This window comes from Polaribacter sp. ALD11, from assembly GCF_002831685.1.
Lineage (GTDB): Bacteria > Bacteroidota > Bacteroidia > Flavobacteriales > Flavobacteriaceae > Polaribacter.
In genome coordinates, this window is record NZ_CP025119.1 from 320,407 (window position 1) to 336,381 (window position 15,975).

Here is a 15,975-nt window from a genome sequence, read left to right on the forward strand (position 1 = left end):
TTTAGCTTAAAAGCTGAATAATTTGTTGTGCTAATTCTTTACCAATTCTTTCTTCTGTTTCTTTTGTACCTGCGCCAATGTGAGGTGTTAAAGAAATTTCTGGATTCATTAATAATTGTACGGCTGGTGTTGGTTCTGTTTCAAAAACATCTAAACCAGCAAATTGTACCTTTCCGGTTTCAATGGCTTTTACCAAATCTACTTCATGTAAAATTCCTCCCTTGGCAGTATTTACAATTCCTACACCATTTTTCATTTTGTCGATTTCATCTTTTGTAATAATGTAATCTTCTTGTTCAGATACGTGTAATGTTATAAAATCTGCTTCTTTTAATAATTCTTCTTTAGAAACGGTATCGATATTAATTGTAATTTTTTGTCCGTTAAAAAATTCAACAGCAATTGGTGCACTCGTAATTACTTTATCGGTTGCAATTACGTTCATTCCTAAACCTAAACCAATTTTAGCGACTTCTTGTCCTACTTTTCCAAAGCCAAGAATACCTAGCGTTTTACCTCTTAATTCGATTCCTTGAGAATATGCTTTTTTCAAATCTTTAAAACGAGAATCTCCTTCCAAAGGCATTTCTCTGTTAGAAGAATGTAAAAATCGTGCCATTCCGAATAAGTGTGCAAAAACCAATTCTGCAACAGAATTAGAGGAAGCGGTTGGTGTGTTTATTACGTGTAAACCTTGGTCTTCTGCATAATCTACATCTACATTATCCATATCATTGCTACCACAACCAATTAACTTTATGCTTGGGCAAGCATCAATTAACTCTTGTCTTACTTGTGTTGTACTTCTTACTAGAATTGCATCAATATTATTTTCATTGATATAATTTTCTAACTGATTTTGTGCAACTTTTGTTGTAATTACTTCAAAACCTCCTTTTTCTAAAGCGTCAATTCCGCTTTGAGAAATTCCATCGTTTGCTAATATTTTCATCATCTGTTCAATACATTCAAAAATTGAAACCTTAAAAAAATAGTATATTTTTTAAAACTTCAAATTATTATTTTAATTTTTTCTTTCTAATTCTTGCATTACATCCACCAAAGTTTGTACACTATACAAAGGTAGCGCATTGTACATACTTGCTCTGTAACCACCTACACTTCTGTGGCCATTTAAACCGTTAATTCCTGCTGCAGTCCACATTTTATCAAACGTTTCTGTTAAAGAAGCATCTGTTAATGTAAAAGTAGCGTTCATGATACTTCTATCTTCTTTTGCTACAATTCCTTTAAAAAGCGGATTTCTATCAATTTCTGCATATAAAAGTGCCGCTTTTTTGTTGTTGACTTCTTCAATAAATTGAATTCCGCCTGTATCTTTTAACCACTGTAGCGTTAACATAGAAACATATACAGCAAAAACGGAAGGTGTATTAAACATACTGTCTTTGTCGATATGAATTTGATAATTCAACATAGAAGGAATGTGTCTTTCTACTTTTCCTAAAATTTCTTCTTTAATAATCACTAAAGTTGCTCCTGCAGGCCCCATGTTTTTTTGTGCACCCGCGTAAATTAAATCGAACTTTTCGAAATCTAACTGACGAGAAAAAATATCTGAACTCATGTCGCAAACCAAAGGAACGGTTGTTTCTGGAAATTCTTTCATCTGTGTTCCTGCAACGGTATTGTTACTAGTACAGTGAAAATAATCTACGTCTTTTGGTATTGCATATCCTTTAGGAATGTAATTGTACCCTTTGTCTTTAGAAGCACCAACCTCTAGCACTTCACCAAAAGCTGTTGCTTCTTTAATGGCTTTGTCTGCCCAAGTACCAGTGTTTAAATACGCTGCTTTTTTATTTAATAAATTATAAGCAACCATTAAAAACTGTAAACTTGCGCCACCTTGTAAAAAAATTGCTTGATAGCCTTTATTTTCTAAACCTAACAACTCTAACGCTAAAGATCTTGCCTTTTCTATAACCGCCACAAAAGATTCGCTTCTGTGAGAAATTTCGATTAAAGATAAATCGTCATTATTAAAATTAAGAATTGCTTCAGATGCTTTTTGTAACACTTCTTGCGGAAGAATACAAGGTCCTGCACTAAAATTATGTTTTTTCATAGTATTAAGTTCAAAATTTAATATTTTAATTCAACGTTGAATAGCTTAGTGAACTTTGCGAAAAATATTGAGTTTTCGCGATTAATTTAAAAATCCCGCTGCGAGGGTTATATTTTTGATAAAAATTCCAACGTATTCACTCCGTCTGCATAATCCCATAAATTAGGATTTTGAGTTTGACCAAAACCAACTTCATTTTCTATAAAGTTTTTGGCAACAATACATTGAATTTTTTCTTTGTCTTGATGTAATTTTATTTTTAAATCGATTTCATTGTCATAATATTCATAAAAAATCGTAGCAATAGGCGAGGAGTAACTCTCATCTTCTTTGATCATTAAAAATCCGTTTTCCAACAAATCGAACAAACTCATTAAATAAACAGCCTTGTTATAATCGTAATTATTGGCATATTTTGCATTATTTATAATGTCTTTCTTAACGAACATTCCATTAAAGAAATTGTTAAAATCATACTCTTTTGGTACATAGATTTTAGAAACAGATCTACACCCCAAGCCGAAATAGGTAAAAACATCATCCGATAATTTCTGTAAATCTTCTTCTGTTTCTTTACCTGTAATAACAGCAACAGAATTTCTACTTTTTCTGATGATATTAGGCTTGTCTTTAAAATAATATTCAAAATAACGCGCGGTATTATCGCTTCCAGTGGCAATTACAGCATCAAAATTTTCTATTTTTTGTTCAGTAAAAGTAATTTTTCCCTTAAAATACTCATCTATATATTCTAAATATTTAGCTAAAAAAGGCAACAAGTGTTTATCATTAGAAGATTGTTTTACCAAAACGGAGTGACCAGAAATTAAAACCGATAAGAAATCATGAAAACCTACTACAGGAATATTTCCTGCCATAACAATGGCAACTGTTTTGGGAGATTCTATTTGTAACTTATTTTTAGAAACCCATTCTTCTAGGTTGTTTTTTGTGAGTGCTCTAGACCAACTTCCTAAAGCAAAAACAATATTCTCTTTTGTAAACCAAGAGTTTTTCTCTTGTGCTATTTTTATTTGATGTTTAAAACCATCAAAAAACAAATCATTATGTTCTATTCCTTCAATTTTATCAAATTTTTCTTGAGAAAACTGACTTAAAAAAGCTCCTAATTTTATAAAAGCAGTAATTCTATTTTGAATACTATCCATTTATTTTGGTTGTAACTAATTTTGGCGTTATTTTTGCAATTGCAAAGGTACAAAACAGAAAAGAAAATTATGGCAATTATAATAACAGATGAATGTATAAATTGTGGAGCATGTGAACCAGAATGTCCAAATACTGCAATTTATGAAGGCGCAGACGATTGGAAATATTCAGAAGGAACAGATTTAGAAGGAAAGGCTGTTTTACCAAATGGTAAGTCTGTAAACGCAGATGAAACGCAAGAACCCATTTCAGATGAAATCTATTTCATTGTTGCAGATAAATGTACAGAGTGTAAAGGTTTTCACGAAGAGCCACAATGTGCTGCAGTTTGCCCTGTAGATTGTTGTGTGCCAGATGATGACAATGTAGAGACAGAAGAAGAATTGTTAGCGAAACAGAAGTTTATGCATAACGATTAATACATCTTAACTAAGTATAAAATTAAAATCCCGAGTTTTAAACTCGGGATTTTTTTATTGAACTTATTTCAGATAAATATCAATTAATTTTCTGTTTTTCCAATGGGAAGCGAGATAGGTTTCTTTTGAAATATATTGTTTTCTTCTACTGAAATCTTCTTTTTTGTTGGTTGTAATAGATTCTTTAAGTATATAAGTTGTGTTGTTTAGCAGCACTTCTGTTATTTCATTCATAATTACTTCAACCTTAATATTAAATTTTACTTTCTCTTTTTCTTTAGAGTTTTCTATGAATTTTATAGGCCTATTTATGTAAGCATAATTTTTAATAGTTTGTTTAAAATAAGAGGCATAAACCTTACCTATTTCATTCTTTTTATAAAGTAATATAGTTGAGTTTTCATTCTCAGAATACTTAATACCCAAAAGCCATTTTAAGTTTACGTGTTCTCCGCGTTTTCCTTTTGCATACTTATAAATGAGCTTTTTTACAGTAAAATCATAGGGGTTTATATATACCTTGCCAGAGAATTTAGATTTAGACTTTCTCGGTTTAAACGAAACTACATACATTTTTTGTCCTTTAATAATTTCATTTTTCTCTAATTTTTGATGGTAATATGTACCATTTAAGAAGTTGTGTTCATCTTCATTTTTAAAAAATAAACCCTTTACTTCTGCGGCTCTTTTATTGCTTGTTACTCTAAATTCACCATAAGAATTATCTTTTTGTATAGAATCATTTTTTTTAGAAAGCTCTTTAAAAGACAAAGAATCTTCTACTTTAAATAAACCTGTTTTAATTTTATACGTTTTATCATTTCTTAAATGTTTTAAAATTATATTTTGAAGTTTGTCTTGAATGTTATTTATAGTGATTCCTTTACCAATATCATTTTTTTTATAGCCTATGACGGTATCAATTTTATTCAGTTTAAAAGTCTTACCTATTTTTTTATTTAAAATTTCTTTGGAAGAAATAACGCCAACAAATTCTTTTGTAAATTCTGGGCTGTTGACTTTTAAATAATTCGAAAAACTTTGAAGTTCGTTCTGTGCTAATTTTCTGTTTTTTCTATTTAGTAAAGAGCTAGATTTTAGGTCTAGCGCTAGTTTTTGAAAAGCCATTTTTTGTTTTTCAAAAACATAAAAATTTTGTTTTACAGCTCTAGAAATGTAATTCTTTTTCATACTGTCTATCGTTTTAGAAATTAACGACTCTAAAGAGATTTTAGCGATTTTTAATTCAATCTCATTTAATTGGTTTACAGTTTCAGATAAATAAACAGTAAAGCCTAAATTTTTTAAATCATGAACAGAAAATGTTTTTGTTTCGTAACCTAAAAAAGAAAAAGTAATTGTTTCTACATTCTTTAAATCTAGCTTAAATTCTCCGAGTTTATTAGATATTGTTCCCGTGCGAATATTTGTAGCAATTGCAACTTTTTCAATTGGTTGGTTTAAGTTTTTTGAAAATATTTTTCCTGTTGTTTTTTGTGCATAAATAGCAAAACTTCCAAAGAAAAATAAAAAAATTAAGTGTAATTTTAGATGCATAGAATTTTATTTACTCAGAAATGTAAAGCAAATTTTAATTCCTGAATAAATAGACCAATAAATTTAACAAAGTATTATCTTTGCCTTCTCAAAATTTTAAGAAGATTAACCTAATTTATGTTAATTCTATTCTTATCGTTTAAAATTTATAGACATGAAAGCCGGAATTGTAGGATTACCAAACGTAGGAAAATCAACTTTATTTAATTGTTTATCAAATGCAAAAGCGCAAAGTGCTAACTTTCCTTTTTGTACGATTGAACCAAATTTAGGTGTGGTAAATGTACCAGACAAAAGAATTGAAAAGTTAGAAGAACTGGTAAACCCTGAGAGAGTTTTAACTGCAACTGTAGAGATTGTAGATATTGCAGGACTTGTAAAAGGAGCAAGTAAAGGAGAAGGTTTAGGAAATCAGTTTTTGGCAAATATTAGAGAAACAGATGCGCTTTTACATGTAATACGTTGTTTCGATAACGATAATATTATTCATGTAGATGAATCTGTAGATCCTGTTAGAGATAAAGAAACGATTGATATCGAATTGCAACTTAAAGATTTAGAAGCGGTTGAAAAACGTTTAGAACGCGTAAAAAGAACGGCAAAAACAGGTAATAAAGAGGCACAAGCAGAATTGGTTGTTTTGTTAAAAATTGAAGAAACTCTATTAAAAGGAGTTTCTGTAAGAACATTAGAGTTTTCTGAGAAAGAAATGGAATTTGTAGCACCTTTGCAATTCATTACTTTAAAACCAGTGTTATATGTTTGTAATGTTGATGAAGATTCTGCTGTTTCAGGAAATGCCTATGTAGAAAAAGTAAGAGAAGCTGTAAAAGATGAAAATGCAGAAGTAATTGTTTTAGCAGTAGCTACAGAAGCAGATATTACAGAGTTAGAAGACTACGAAGAAAGACAAATGTTTTTAGCAGATATTGGTTTAGAAGAAGCTGGTGTTGCTAGATTGGTTCGTTCTGCCTATAAATTATTAAATTTACAAACGTATTTTACGGCGGGTGTAAAAGAAGTAAGAGCTTGGACAATTCCTATTGGTTCTACTGCACCACAAGCTGCGGGAGTTATTCATACAGATTTCGAAAAAGGTTTTATTAGAGCAGAAACTATTGCATATGAAGATTTTGTAACTTATGGTTCTGAAGCAAAAGTAAAAGAAGCAGGTAAAATGAGAGTAGAAGGTAAGGAGTACATTGTTAAAGATGGTGATGTAATGCACTTCCGTTTTAACGTGTAATTATTTTTAAAATATAAAAATTAAAAATCCCCATGAGAAATCATGGGGATTTTTTATGCGCATTTATTTTTTGCTATCGTTATATGCTTTTTATAAAATGGACAACATTTTACATAAATAAAAATATTTAGTTCTATAAATAATAGCAGTTTAGTTTTATATTCAAACTGCTATTTTTTTACATCTTAATTTTAACTTAATTAGTTATCGATATTTCATGCTTCCAGTATGCACCACTGATATCTGTCATTTTTAAAATATAGCTACCTTTGGTTAATTTTAACAAGGCTTCATTTTTTAAATTCAACTTTGCTTTTGCTCCTAGCGGAATAATCAAGCTATGTTTGCCTGGTTTTATTTTAGCTACATAATAGTTTGAAATACTTTCTTTGTCTAAAGAAGCTAAATCTTCCTGAGTGTATTCTAGTACTATATTGTTTTGTTTATCAGTTAACTCAATACCGATAAGCCAAGAACCATAAACATCTACACCTTCCGTTCTAAATACATCAAAAGATAGTGTGCTATTGTTAATGCTACCTTCTGTAATTTCGAGTTTTGGTTTCACAGATTTGTTGTGAAGCGTTCCCCAAAGTCCTCCATGAAATATTTGGTTGGTCATTAAAGTCATTCCAAAAATAAGTAAAGAACCAATAAGTACCACTTTAGAGAATATACGATCTTTAATAGGTAAGATTCCAGATCCTATCCACGGAAACCATTTCTTTTTAGTGATTGCAAAATTATTTTTCATTAAATAATTGTCTACAGAATATTTGCCACTTCCTGTTAAAAACAACGTAAAACCTGTAGCAATCCCTAAGACACCAATTTGCCATTCATCTAGACATGTTGTACCAATCCATCCAGAACCAAGAAGAATACCCATGGCTAAGCCAAAAACAGCGATACTCATAGCTCTAGTAAACAAGCCAAATAAGATAAAAAAGCCAACAATACCTTCAACTATTGTAAAAATTACCATACTTAGCCAAAGCATGTCCGGATTTTCTACTAAGTAAAGAATTATTGGTTTAATACCTAATGCGTTGGGTAAAAAGTGGTTGAATTTTTCACCAATATACCCAGCCACTTCTGGGTCTAGTTTATTGGCTAATATTGTTCTTCTCCAAAAGGCAGAAAAATACGTCCAACCGATTACTAATCTCACTGCTAGCACTAATAAGCCTGCATCATTTTTTATACTGATATTTTTCATTTTGAATTGCTTATATAGTTATTGAGGTAAATCCTTTTTTTGTTAATTGTAGTCCATATAAAATGCCATTTTCTGTAATTTTGATGTTCTTAGGCAGTTGATCTTGACTTATATTAAATTTTTGAAGCGAAATACCACATGCAAAAACTTTTATATTTTGTTTTGTAGCTTCATTTAAAAGTGCTCTAAAATCAGGGTTATTAGGAATGTTATTTACTGTTTTTCCGCAAAGGATAATGTAGAAATCGCCATATTTTTTGTCTTCTTCTATCTCTAAAGATTTTGCGGCTAACATAACAGGTTTAAGCTGTTGAATGTTTTTAGAAAGGACTAAATAATTATTCTTTTTCAGATTAAAATTTTGAGCTACTAATTGGGTTGTTCCAAATAATAAAAGGAACAAAGTTGTTATAATTAGAATTGAATTTTTCATTGTTTTTGAGTTTTTAAAGTTGAATTGATACTAAAAAATAATAACCCGCCAAGTAGGGCTACATTTTTAAAAAGGGGACCTAAGGTTGTCATTTGCCCGACTTGAATTGTTAAAGTAATTGGTATTAAAATAGCGATTAGTAGCATTGCTGCAATTCGTGTTTTAAAACCAATAAGTAGAGAAATACTTGCAATACCCATTACAATACCAGAAATAATTACGGCTATTTCTGGAGATCCAAAAATGTTACCGATAAATCCCATATTAGCTTGTTCTATTCTATTTACGGTTTTTTGGGTATTAAAAAAATGGCTAGTACTTGCTACGATAAAAATTAAGCTAAGCATAATACGAAGTATAACCACAGATTTGTAGTTCACTTCAAGTGTTTTTTCTTGAAATTTCATTTTAGATGATCTATAAATTAATACAATATCAGTTGTTGTAAACTGATTATATTTCCTGAAAAAAAGGTTAATTATAGGTAATCTTTAAAATTCTGATATAAAATATAGAGTGGAACTGTGGATGTAGAGTGCTTTCTTACTTCAGGGGGATGAATGTAGCTACTAGAAAAATCAGATACATAGAAAGTCAACTTTAAGTCGGCTAAAATTGCAGGTAAATTTTTTGAATGCGAATTTTTCTGAACGATAGTTCTATTGGTACTATTTAAGTCAGCACAGTTAGAATTGCTAATGGTCGTTTTGTTCAAACTAGAGACTTCCGTTTGTGGAATGCCAAGCTCTGCTTCGATAAAGTTTCGAACTTTACAAGGTGAAAGCAACAGCAATAATGCCAACCCCAAAATTGGAAGTATATTGATTATTGTTTTAATGTTTACTTTTTGTTTCACGATTCAAACTTACATAAAGTTTAAATGGCAAAGTGTTATTATTGTCTTAATATAATGTGAAAACTTAAACCAATACGAGGTTCGCATGTTAAGGTAATAAAGTAATGATATGAACATATTATCTATAAAAAAAAACTCACTACCAAATTTCTTGATAGTGAGTTCTTAAAGTATTTTAAAGGATAATTACTTCTTTAAAAAGTTTTTAGGAATAGAAAAATTATTTCTAAAACCTTCAACAAATTTAATATTAGTAATTGTAGCACTTCCTATTTTATCAGCTAACCCTGTTTCGATATTCCAGCCATAATAACCCCAATTTGAAGCAAACGGAATACCATCTACCATTTTATAATCTTGGTATTTTATCGCATGCGGATCTGCTTCTGCCGCCTCTTTGGTTTTGCCCGCAGTAACAATATAAGCAGCATGTTCTAAAAGATGGGTGTTTTTATTCTTGTATACAATATACCAATCATCTGGTGCATCACCAATATTTGCTCCGAAAGTTAGTTTTGCTATGTCAAAAATAGGATTGACTTCTTTTGTTTTGAAATTAGCATTCCATTTTGTTCCATTATCATTTAATTTATAAGGAAAAAGGAAGAAATAACTCCAAGTATATGCATGAAAACGAACTCCCGGATTATCTTTTAAGCTAGGAGAAACAAAAATAGTTTCTTTATTTATATAAATTTCATCACCGTTCTTGTAAGTAATTTGTGCCAAATCAGATGTTGTAGAAACAGTAACTTTTGCATCAAAAATTTCATTTCCTCCAAATTCAATTAACGCATCAAATTGTATCGCTTCATGGGTTAAAAATGCATCTTTTTTATGTGCTACTTCAATTTTTTGAGAAAAGGTTTTTTCAACAGGTTTCTCTTCAATTTGTTTCGTGGCTGCTGGCGATTTTTTACAACTTACAGTAAGTACTAAACCTGCAAATAATGTAATAATAGTTTTTTTCATGTGATGTTTTAAGATACGTTAGTAATATATTCAATAATCGCATCATTATTTGAATCCTTACAAATTAGTTTTCTTTTTTTATATATAAAATGAAATAATTTATTCAAACAAAAAATCGAATCGATATTTATGTATTCGAAAATAGGTTTCATGTGAAAATCGGTCTTTAGATAAACAGAAATATTCAATTTTTAAAGAAGCGATAATTTTTAGGTTTTCAATAGATATTACGCTTTAGCACCATTACTTTTTGCAATTTCTATCCAATGTTCTGCAATCCCTTTTGTGTCTGCACCTAAACCTCTAGATAAATGCAGTGCCACCCCCATTATAAGTACAGAAGCTTCGTGAAGTTCTGCAAGTGTTTGTAAACTCCCAAAATTTTCTTGTGCTTTTAATAATAGCAAATCATTGTGTTTTTGAGCGAAAGTAACCGGGTTCTCCGTGTCTGTTGTTATTTCAGGAATCATCAAACTATCCATCCATTCTTTGCCAATTCTTTCTGCTAAAATTTCTGGAAGCTCGTTGCCCATTTCTCCCCAAACGGCTAATGTTTTGGTATCTCCGGAAGCCGCCAAACCAGATTCTAGTAATAACTCAAAAGCAATATCTGCGATGTTTTGCATGATGAGCAAATAGGCATCTTGCGCTTTTTCAAAAGGAGCCGCATCTTGTCCTTTTAGATATTCACCTACACTTAATTTAGGTAAATTTAAAACTTCTGCGCAATCTGTTAAACAAGGAAATTGGTTCCCTTCATAAATATAATGTGCTTCATCAAATTGTATTTGACGCCCTAATGGATACAAACGACATGCTAATGGGCGACCTTGGTGAACACTACAACCTACATTTTCTATATATTGACTACAAGATTTTTGTCCTTTTTTATCTTCTTTCCCGTTGAAAGTTAGTCGAATACCGCCAAAATCTGAATACAAATCTCGAAATGCTCGTGCAGTAATTTTTTTCTCTTTACTAAAGCGTAATAACTCCCAAGGATTTAACATAACAGCCTTCCCAAAACAACAAGTTCCGGCTCGAGAGCAGGTAAGAGGTAATATACTTTGAGCGCTTAGTTTTGTTGTTTGCATTATTAAGATTGATTTGTAATGGTTTTATTAAATGGAATAACCACAAAGCTAAAGATTAATAGTAACCTTGTGGTTAAACGATAGCGAAAGTTTTACAAACTAGTTTTAAGCTTCTAAAATTTCTAATTGCTGTATCACTTGTTGTGCTGTTACTGGATACGGTTTTCCTTCTCTAATGGTGTTGTACACGTCATCAAACACGTGCATATAAGAAGATTTTTTAGAAATTATAGGTTCCTGTTTCTTTATTCCTTCCGTTGTAATGGATGTTAAAACACCTTGTTTGCTAGGTTCTTCTATACCAAATAACGGATTCGAAGGAATCATGCCTTCCAATAATTGTTTTTCTTGAACATCTGCGCGCTGTTTTATATAAGAACCTTTTGTTCCGTGTAAAATAAATGCAGGTTGTGGCTCTGAAACCAACATACTTGTTGTAATAAAAACTTGCAGACCTTCTGGATATAGTAAATGAAAGTGAGCATAATCGTCTACCTTAGTGTTTGGACGAAAATGACCCAAATTTTTAGTCCATTTAAGTGGAATTCCGAAAATAGAAATTGCTGCATCTAGCAAATGCGGACCTAAATCATAAGCTAAACCACTACCCGGAACTTGTGTTTCTTTGGTGACTTTCTCGCCAATAACATATTTATAGCGATCATAACGAAGGTGAAATTCTACTAATTTTCCTAATTTTCCAGATTCTAATACACTTTTTACTGATAAAAAATCACTATCGTACCGTCTGTTTTGATAGGGAAGTACCTCACAATTGTATTTTTTTGCAGCTTCAAATAATTTCTTTGCGTCTAAAGAATTTACCGTAAAAGGTTTTTCTAGCAACACATGTTTCTTTGCTTTTAATGCTTTTAAAGCAAACTCAAAATGAGTAGGATTTGGAGTATTAACAATGACTAATTCTATCTCTGAATCTTCTAAAAGTGCATCAATAGTATTGTAACTTTTTATCTCTGGATATATAAGATGTGCCTTTTTTTTAGTTCTTTCTACAACGGCACTTAATTCAAAATTGTTATGTTCATTTAAAAAAGGAGAATGAAATACTTGTCCGGACATTCCGAAAGATAATATTCCTGTTTTTATTGGGGTTTTGGTCATTTAATATTGATTTATTTTTTTTAATTTTTTGGTATTATTCAAATATAGCAATTTTAATACACGTTGTTTTGTCTAGTTGTTAATTTTAAATTGAGGATGTTATTTGAAGGTTGGAACATCGTTGATAGTATCATTTGATACTATCAGAAATATAATAATTTTACTTTAAGCACCAAATGAAAGGTTTTTTTCTTAATTCTGTTAATGATTTACAACTTCCAAATAATATCACCTTTGAGAGAGTAAGTAAGAAAAAATTACTTTATAAAGATAACCAATGTAAATATGAGCAACTATGCTTACTTGTCTACAAAACAAGGGAGGTTTCAAAAAATAAGCATAAATTAGAGTTAATTTAGCTATGATTTTATGAAGTAAAATATTATTAGAAGTATCTTAATTCCCCTTAATCCTTTCCCACAATTCAGACAATAATTTTTTACCATCACTTTTTTCTTTAGGCTCTTCAATAAAAAACGGAGTTCCGTTTGCATCCACTTCAATCTTGTATTTAAAAACGAAGTTTTCAGCATTAGGTTGCATGCTTAGTGCACCAAAACGTAAGTCGTTAAAATATAAAATGTCGTCTTTTTTATTGATGGTGTACCAACCTTTAGAAATAGCAATCATTCTTTTTACTTTAGGATGTTTTGCCAAATCACCTAATAACTCATGATTTTTAGGATAGCTAGAAAAGGCAATCGGATTCTTATCTAAAAAAGAAGAATGACCAATTAAGAAAGCGTTTTCAGTTTCAACGTTTGCCGTCCATAAAATAGTGTTTAATGGTGTTGGTTTTGTTTCTATGTCTTTATAAATAATATTTTGTACAGAAAGTTCTTTGGTGAATGTTTTATATGAAATCCCTTTTAAAACAAGGGTAAGAATTAGATAAGAACTGCTAATAAGCAATCCCCAATTATTATAAAAGCGTCTTTTTTTCGATTCCTTTTTTTGACGCATCGCTAAAATTAGAAACACCAAAAACGGAACGGTATATAAAGGATCTACCACAAAAATATTTTTGAAGGCTAAGCGAATATCCAAAGGCCAAAAAAGTTGCGTTCCCCAAGTGGTTTGTGCATCTAAAATAGGATGTGTTATAAAAGTCCAAAAGAAAAACCAAGACCAATTTTTAAGGTTTTTATATTTCTCATAACGGGTAACTATAAACGCAAAAATAGGAGCAAAGAGCACAGAGAAAAAAATAGAATGTGTAAAACCTCTGTGAATTTCTAATGCGGTAACTTTATCTGTAAAGAAAGCAGAAAGTACATCTAAATCGGGAATTGTACCAGCAATTGCACCATATAACATGGCTTTGTTACCAATTTTTCTTCCTAAAACGGCTTCTCCAATGGCAGCACCTAAAACTATTTGAGTTAATGAATCCAATTTTTTAAAATGTATTTAATTTGTTGTTTAATTAATAACTTTTTCTAAATTTTTTTTCAACTGAAAAGTCAATCAAGTTCATGAAATTTTCATGAACTCCTAAAGTATCATCTAATTTTAAGGTTTTAATCAGTTTTAAAATTTGTTCAGAATGGTATTGTAAATCAGGAACGGATACATATTTTTCAAAAAGACTCCCGATACTTTTGTAGTATAACTGCTCAAAACCATTTAGATTTTTCGGCATTTCAGCTACATATTCATAAGAATTAATGTTAAAAGACTGTAAAACAGCACCAACATAATTTTTGTGTAAAATCTGTTTAGGGTTCACAATATTTAATTCCTTTATAGCAGGATTTAAAAATGCGTATAAAATTGCTTTCGAAACAAAATCTACAGGAACAATGTTCAATCCACTTTTCTTATCAATCCAAATTCTAAAGTTTTTGGTAGCTTTGGTTGCATATTTGTCTAAAAACATCGCCCATGAATAGAAAACATCAAATTTAGGCGTTTCATAAAAAGGAGCATCTAATAAACGACCGCAAATAATACTTGGTCTTAAAATTTGAGAAGTAATATTTTTTAATTTACAGGTTTCTTTTACATACAATTCGCTTTCGTATTTAGATTGCTCATACGGATTTCTAAATTCTGTAACAGTATAGTTTTCAATGTTATCATTTACTTTTTCATCCTGAATTCCAAAAGAATACGCAGTACTAATGTAAATAAAACGGTTTACGGCTGCTGGTAATTGCTCTAAAAGTTGCTTTGTTACCAAGTAGTTTTGCGTGTGTACTTTCTCTTTAGAATCGGTAGTATGTAATAAACTTGTAGAGCCAGCGCAATGAATAACCGTATTAAAATTATGTTTTTCTAAAGTACTTTTAGTAATGGTTGATAAATCATGCGCAATGACCGTAATTCTTTCTAAACATGCTTCTAAACTAAAGCTATTTAAATATTCTGGCCGAGATTCATCTTCTAAAATAGCAACTAAACGTTGTTGTGCTGTTTTGTCATTATCTCTTATAATAAGAAAAAGATGCTGCACCGTTTTCTCTACAATGGCTTTGTGTAGCCATTCAAAAATTATGTGACTTCCAACAATTCCGCCACCACCAGTTAATAGACAATTCATAGATATATTTAAGCTGTATTTCAACTAGTAAAAATACCCTTTTTAAAATTAAAAATGGCATTCTCGAAGCTTTGAGAATGCCATTTCTACTATTTTTTAATGCTAAAACTTATCCTTTATAGAAAGGAAGTTTAACGATGGTTGCAGGAATCGCTTTTTTACGAACCTGAATATGTATTTGTGTGCCAGATTTAGACATAATTCTTGGTACATATCCCATTCCGATCCCTTTTTGTAAACAAGGGCTCATGGTACCAGAAGTTACATTTCCAATAACATTTCCATTTCCGTCTACAATATCATAGCCTTGTCTTGGTATTCCTCTTTCATCCAACTCAAAAGCAACCAATTTTCTTTCTGGTTTGTGCTCTTTTTCTTTTGCTAAAGCTTCTGCGTTTACAAAGTCTTTGGTAAATTTGGTAATCCAACCTAAACCAGCTTCAATTGGCGACGTAGTATCATCAATATCATTACCATATAAACAATATCCCATTTCTAAACGCAAGGTATCTCTTGCAGCTAAACCAATAGGCTTAATTCCGTAAGCTGCACCAGCTTCAAAAACCTTCTTCCATACTTGTTCAACTTCAGAATTTTTACAGTAAATTTCGAATCCGCCAGAACCCGTATAACCAGTCGCAGAAATAATTATATTTTCTACACCAGCAAAATCACCAATTTTAAACTTGTAAAAAGGAATTGCCTCCAAGTCTAGAGAAGATAACGGCTGCATTGCTTCCATTGTTTTAGGACCTTGAATTGCTAATAAAGAATATTCTTCAGATAAATCTTTTAAATCGGCTTTAAATTCTTCATTAAAAGAAGAAATCCAATTCCAATCTTTTTCAATATTAGAAGCATTTACTACTAATAAATATTCGTTTTCTTTAATTTTGTAAATGATTAAATCATCTACTATTCCGTTTTCTTTATTCGGAAAACAGCTGTATTGTGCATCACCAATTTCTAGCTTAGAAGCGTCATTAGAAGTCACTTTTTGTATCAAAGCCAACGCGTTTTCTCCGCTAACTAAAAATTCTCCCATGTGACTTACGTCGAAAACACCAACAGCTTCTCTAACTGTTAAATGCTCTGCAGTAACGCCTTCATATTGTACAGGCATATTGTAACCAGCAAAAGGAACTATTTTTGCGCCTAATTTTTCGTGAATTGAATGTAATGCAATATTTTTCATTGATAGATTTCTTAAAATTTATGCTAATTTATTGAAAAATTCGGAATTACCAACCACTAAT

At 30.8% G+C, this 15,975-nt stretch carries 16 protein-coding genes; 2 read left to right on the forward strand and 14 right to left on the reverse strand.

The features are described from left to right. Position 1 precedes the first annotated feature (1 nt). From CW731_RS01270 to CW731_RS01280, 3 genes are all read right to left on the reverse strand, one after another. The gene (locus CW731_RS01270; RefSeq protein WP_100945013.1) at positions 2-952 is read right to left on the reverse strand and encodes a D-2-hydroxyacid dehydrogenase; all 951 of its coding nucleotides are present in this window, start codon (positions 950-952) and stop codon (positions 2-4) included. 72 nt (positions 953-1,024) lie between these two features. Further along, the gene (gene serC / locus CW731_RS01275; RefSeq protein WP_100945014.1) at positions 1,025-2,089 is read right to left on the reverse strand and encodes a 3-phosphoserine/phosphohydroxythreonine transaminase; all 1,065 of its coding nucleotides are present in this window, start codon (positions 2,087-2,089) and stop codon (positions 1,025-1,027) included. A 107-nt stretch (positions 2,090-2,196) separates the two neighbouring features. Then, a complete protein-coding gene (locus CW731_RS01280) occupies positions 2,197-3,258 on the reverse strand; it encodes an acyl-CoA reductase (protein ID WP_100945015.1) in 1,062 nt (353 codons plus the stop codon). Between the two features lie 69 nt (positions 3,259-3,327). Here CW731_RS01280 and CW731_RS01285 point away from each other — a divergent pair, with 69 nt between their 5' ends. Next, positions 3,328-3,678 carry a 4Fe-4S dicluster domain-containing protein gene (locus CW731_RS01285; protein ID WP_100947590.1) on the forward strand — a complete coding sequence of 117 codons (351 nt, stop codon included), beginning with the start codon at positions 3,328-3,330 and terminating at the stop codon, positions 3,676-3,678. A gap of 63 nt (positions 3,679-3,741) precedes the next feature. Here CW731_RS01285 and CW731_RS01290 read toward each other — a convergent pair whose 3' ends face one another. Next, positions 3,742-5,235: a carboxypeptidase-like regulatory domain-containing protein gene (locus CW731_RS01290; protein ID WP_100945016.1), complete on the reverse strand. Its 1,494-nt coding sequence runs from the start codon at positions 5,233-5,235 to the stop codon at positions 3,742-3,744. Between the two features lie 154 nt (positions 5,236-5,389). On the opposite strand from CW731_RS01290, the gene ychF reads away from it, so the two are divergent. Then, positions 5,390-6,481, forward strand: a complete 1,092-nt coding sequence (gene ychF / locus CW731_RS01295; protein ID WP_100945017.1) for a redox-regulated ATPase YchF — start codon at positions 5,390-5,392, stop codon at positions 6,479-6,481. Between the two features lie 196 nt (positions 6,482-6,677). Here the strand turns inward: ychF and CW731_RS01300 are convergent, their stop codons facing one another. From CW731_RS01300 to gcvT, 10 genes are all read right to left on the reverse strand, one after another. After that, positions 6,678-7,700, reverse strand: a complete 1,023-nt coding sequence (locus CW731_RS01300; protein ID WP_100945018.1) for a TQO small subunit DoxD — start codon at positions 7,698-7,700, stop codon at positions 6,678-6,680. A 10-nt stretch (positions 7,701-7,710) separates the two neighbouring features. Further along, positions 7,711-8,133, reverse strand: coding sequence for a DsrE family protein (locus tag CW731_RS01305; RefSeq protein WP_100945019.1), 423 nt, complete (start codon positions 8,131-8,133; stop codon positions 7,711-7,713). Continuing rightward, on the reverse strand, positions 8,130-8,540 hold the full coding sequence (locus CW731_RS01310) for a DoxX family protein (RefSeq protein ID WP_100945020.1): 411 nt from the start codon (positions 8,538-8,540) through the stop codon (positions 8,130-8,132). Before CW731_RS01310 ends, CW731_RS01305 begins: the two co-directional genes overlap by 4 nt. A gap of 71 nt (positions 8,541-8,611) precedes the next feature. Beyond that, positions 8,612-8,989 carry a hypothetical protein gene (locus tag CW731_RS01315; protein WP_100945021.1) on the reverse strand — a complete coding sequence of 126 codons (378 nt, stop codon included), beginning with the start codon at positions 8,987-8,989 and terminating at the stop codon, positions 8,612-8,614. 186 nt (positions 8,990-9,175) lie between these two features. Continuing rightward, complete coding sequence (locus CW731_RS01320) at positions 9,176-9,961, reverse strand: hypothetical protein (protein WP_100945022.1); 786 nt, start codon at positions 9,959-9,961, stop codon at positions 9,176-9,178. A 227-nt stretch (positions 9,962-10,188) separates the two neighbouring features. Further along, positions 10,189-11,055 carry a YkgJ family cysteine cluster protein gene (locus tag CW731_RS01325; protein WP_100945023.1) on the reverse strand — a complete coding sequence of 289 codons (867 nt, stop codon included), beginning with the start codon at positions 11,053-11,055 and terminating at the stop codon, positions 10,189-10,191. A 105-nt stretch (positions 11,056-11,160) separates the two neighbouring features. Further along, positions 11,161-12,177: a Gfo/Idh/MocA family oxidoreductase gene (locus CW731_RS01330; RefSeq protein ID WP_100945024.1), complete on the reverse strand. Its 1,017-nt coding sequence runs from the start codon at positions 12,175-12,177 to the stop codon at positions 11,161-11,163. 396 nt (positions 12,178-12,573) lie between these two features. Further along, on the reverse strand, positions 12,574-13,572 hold the full coding sequence (locus CW731_RS01340) for a metal-dependent hydrolase (protein ID WP_100945026.1): 999 nt from the start codon (positions 13,570-13,572) through the stop codon (positions 12,574-12,576). Positions 13,573-13,603: 31 nt separating this feature from the next. Then, entirely contained in the window at positions 13,604-14,719 is a 1,116-nt protein-coding gene (locus CW731_RS01345; protein ID WP_100945027.1) for an SDR family oxidoreductase, read from the reverse strand. A 109-nt stretch (positions 14,720-14,828) separates the two neighbouring features. Next, a complete protein-coding gene (gcvT, locus tag CW731_RS01350; protein WP_100945028.1) occupies positions 14,829-15,914 on the reverse strand; it encodes a glycine cleavage system aminomethyltransferase GcvT in 1,086 nt (361 codons plus the stop codon). Positions 15,915-15,975 lie beyond the last annotated feature (61 nt).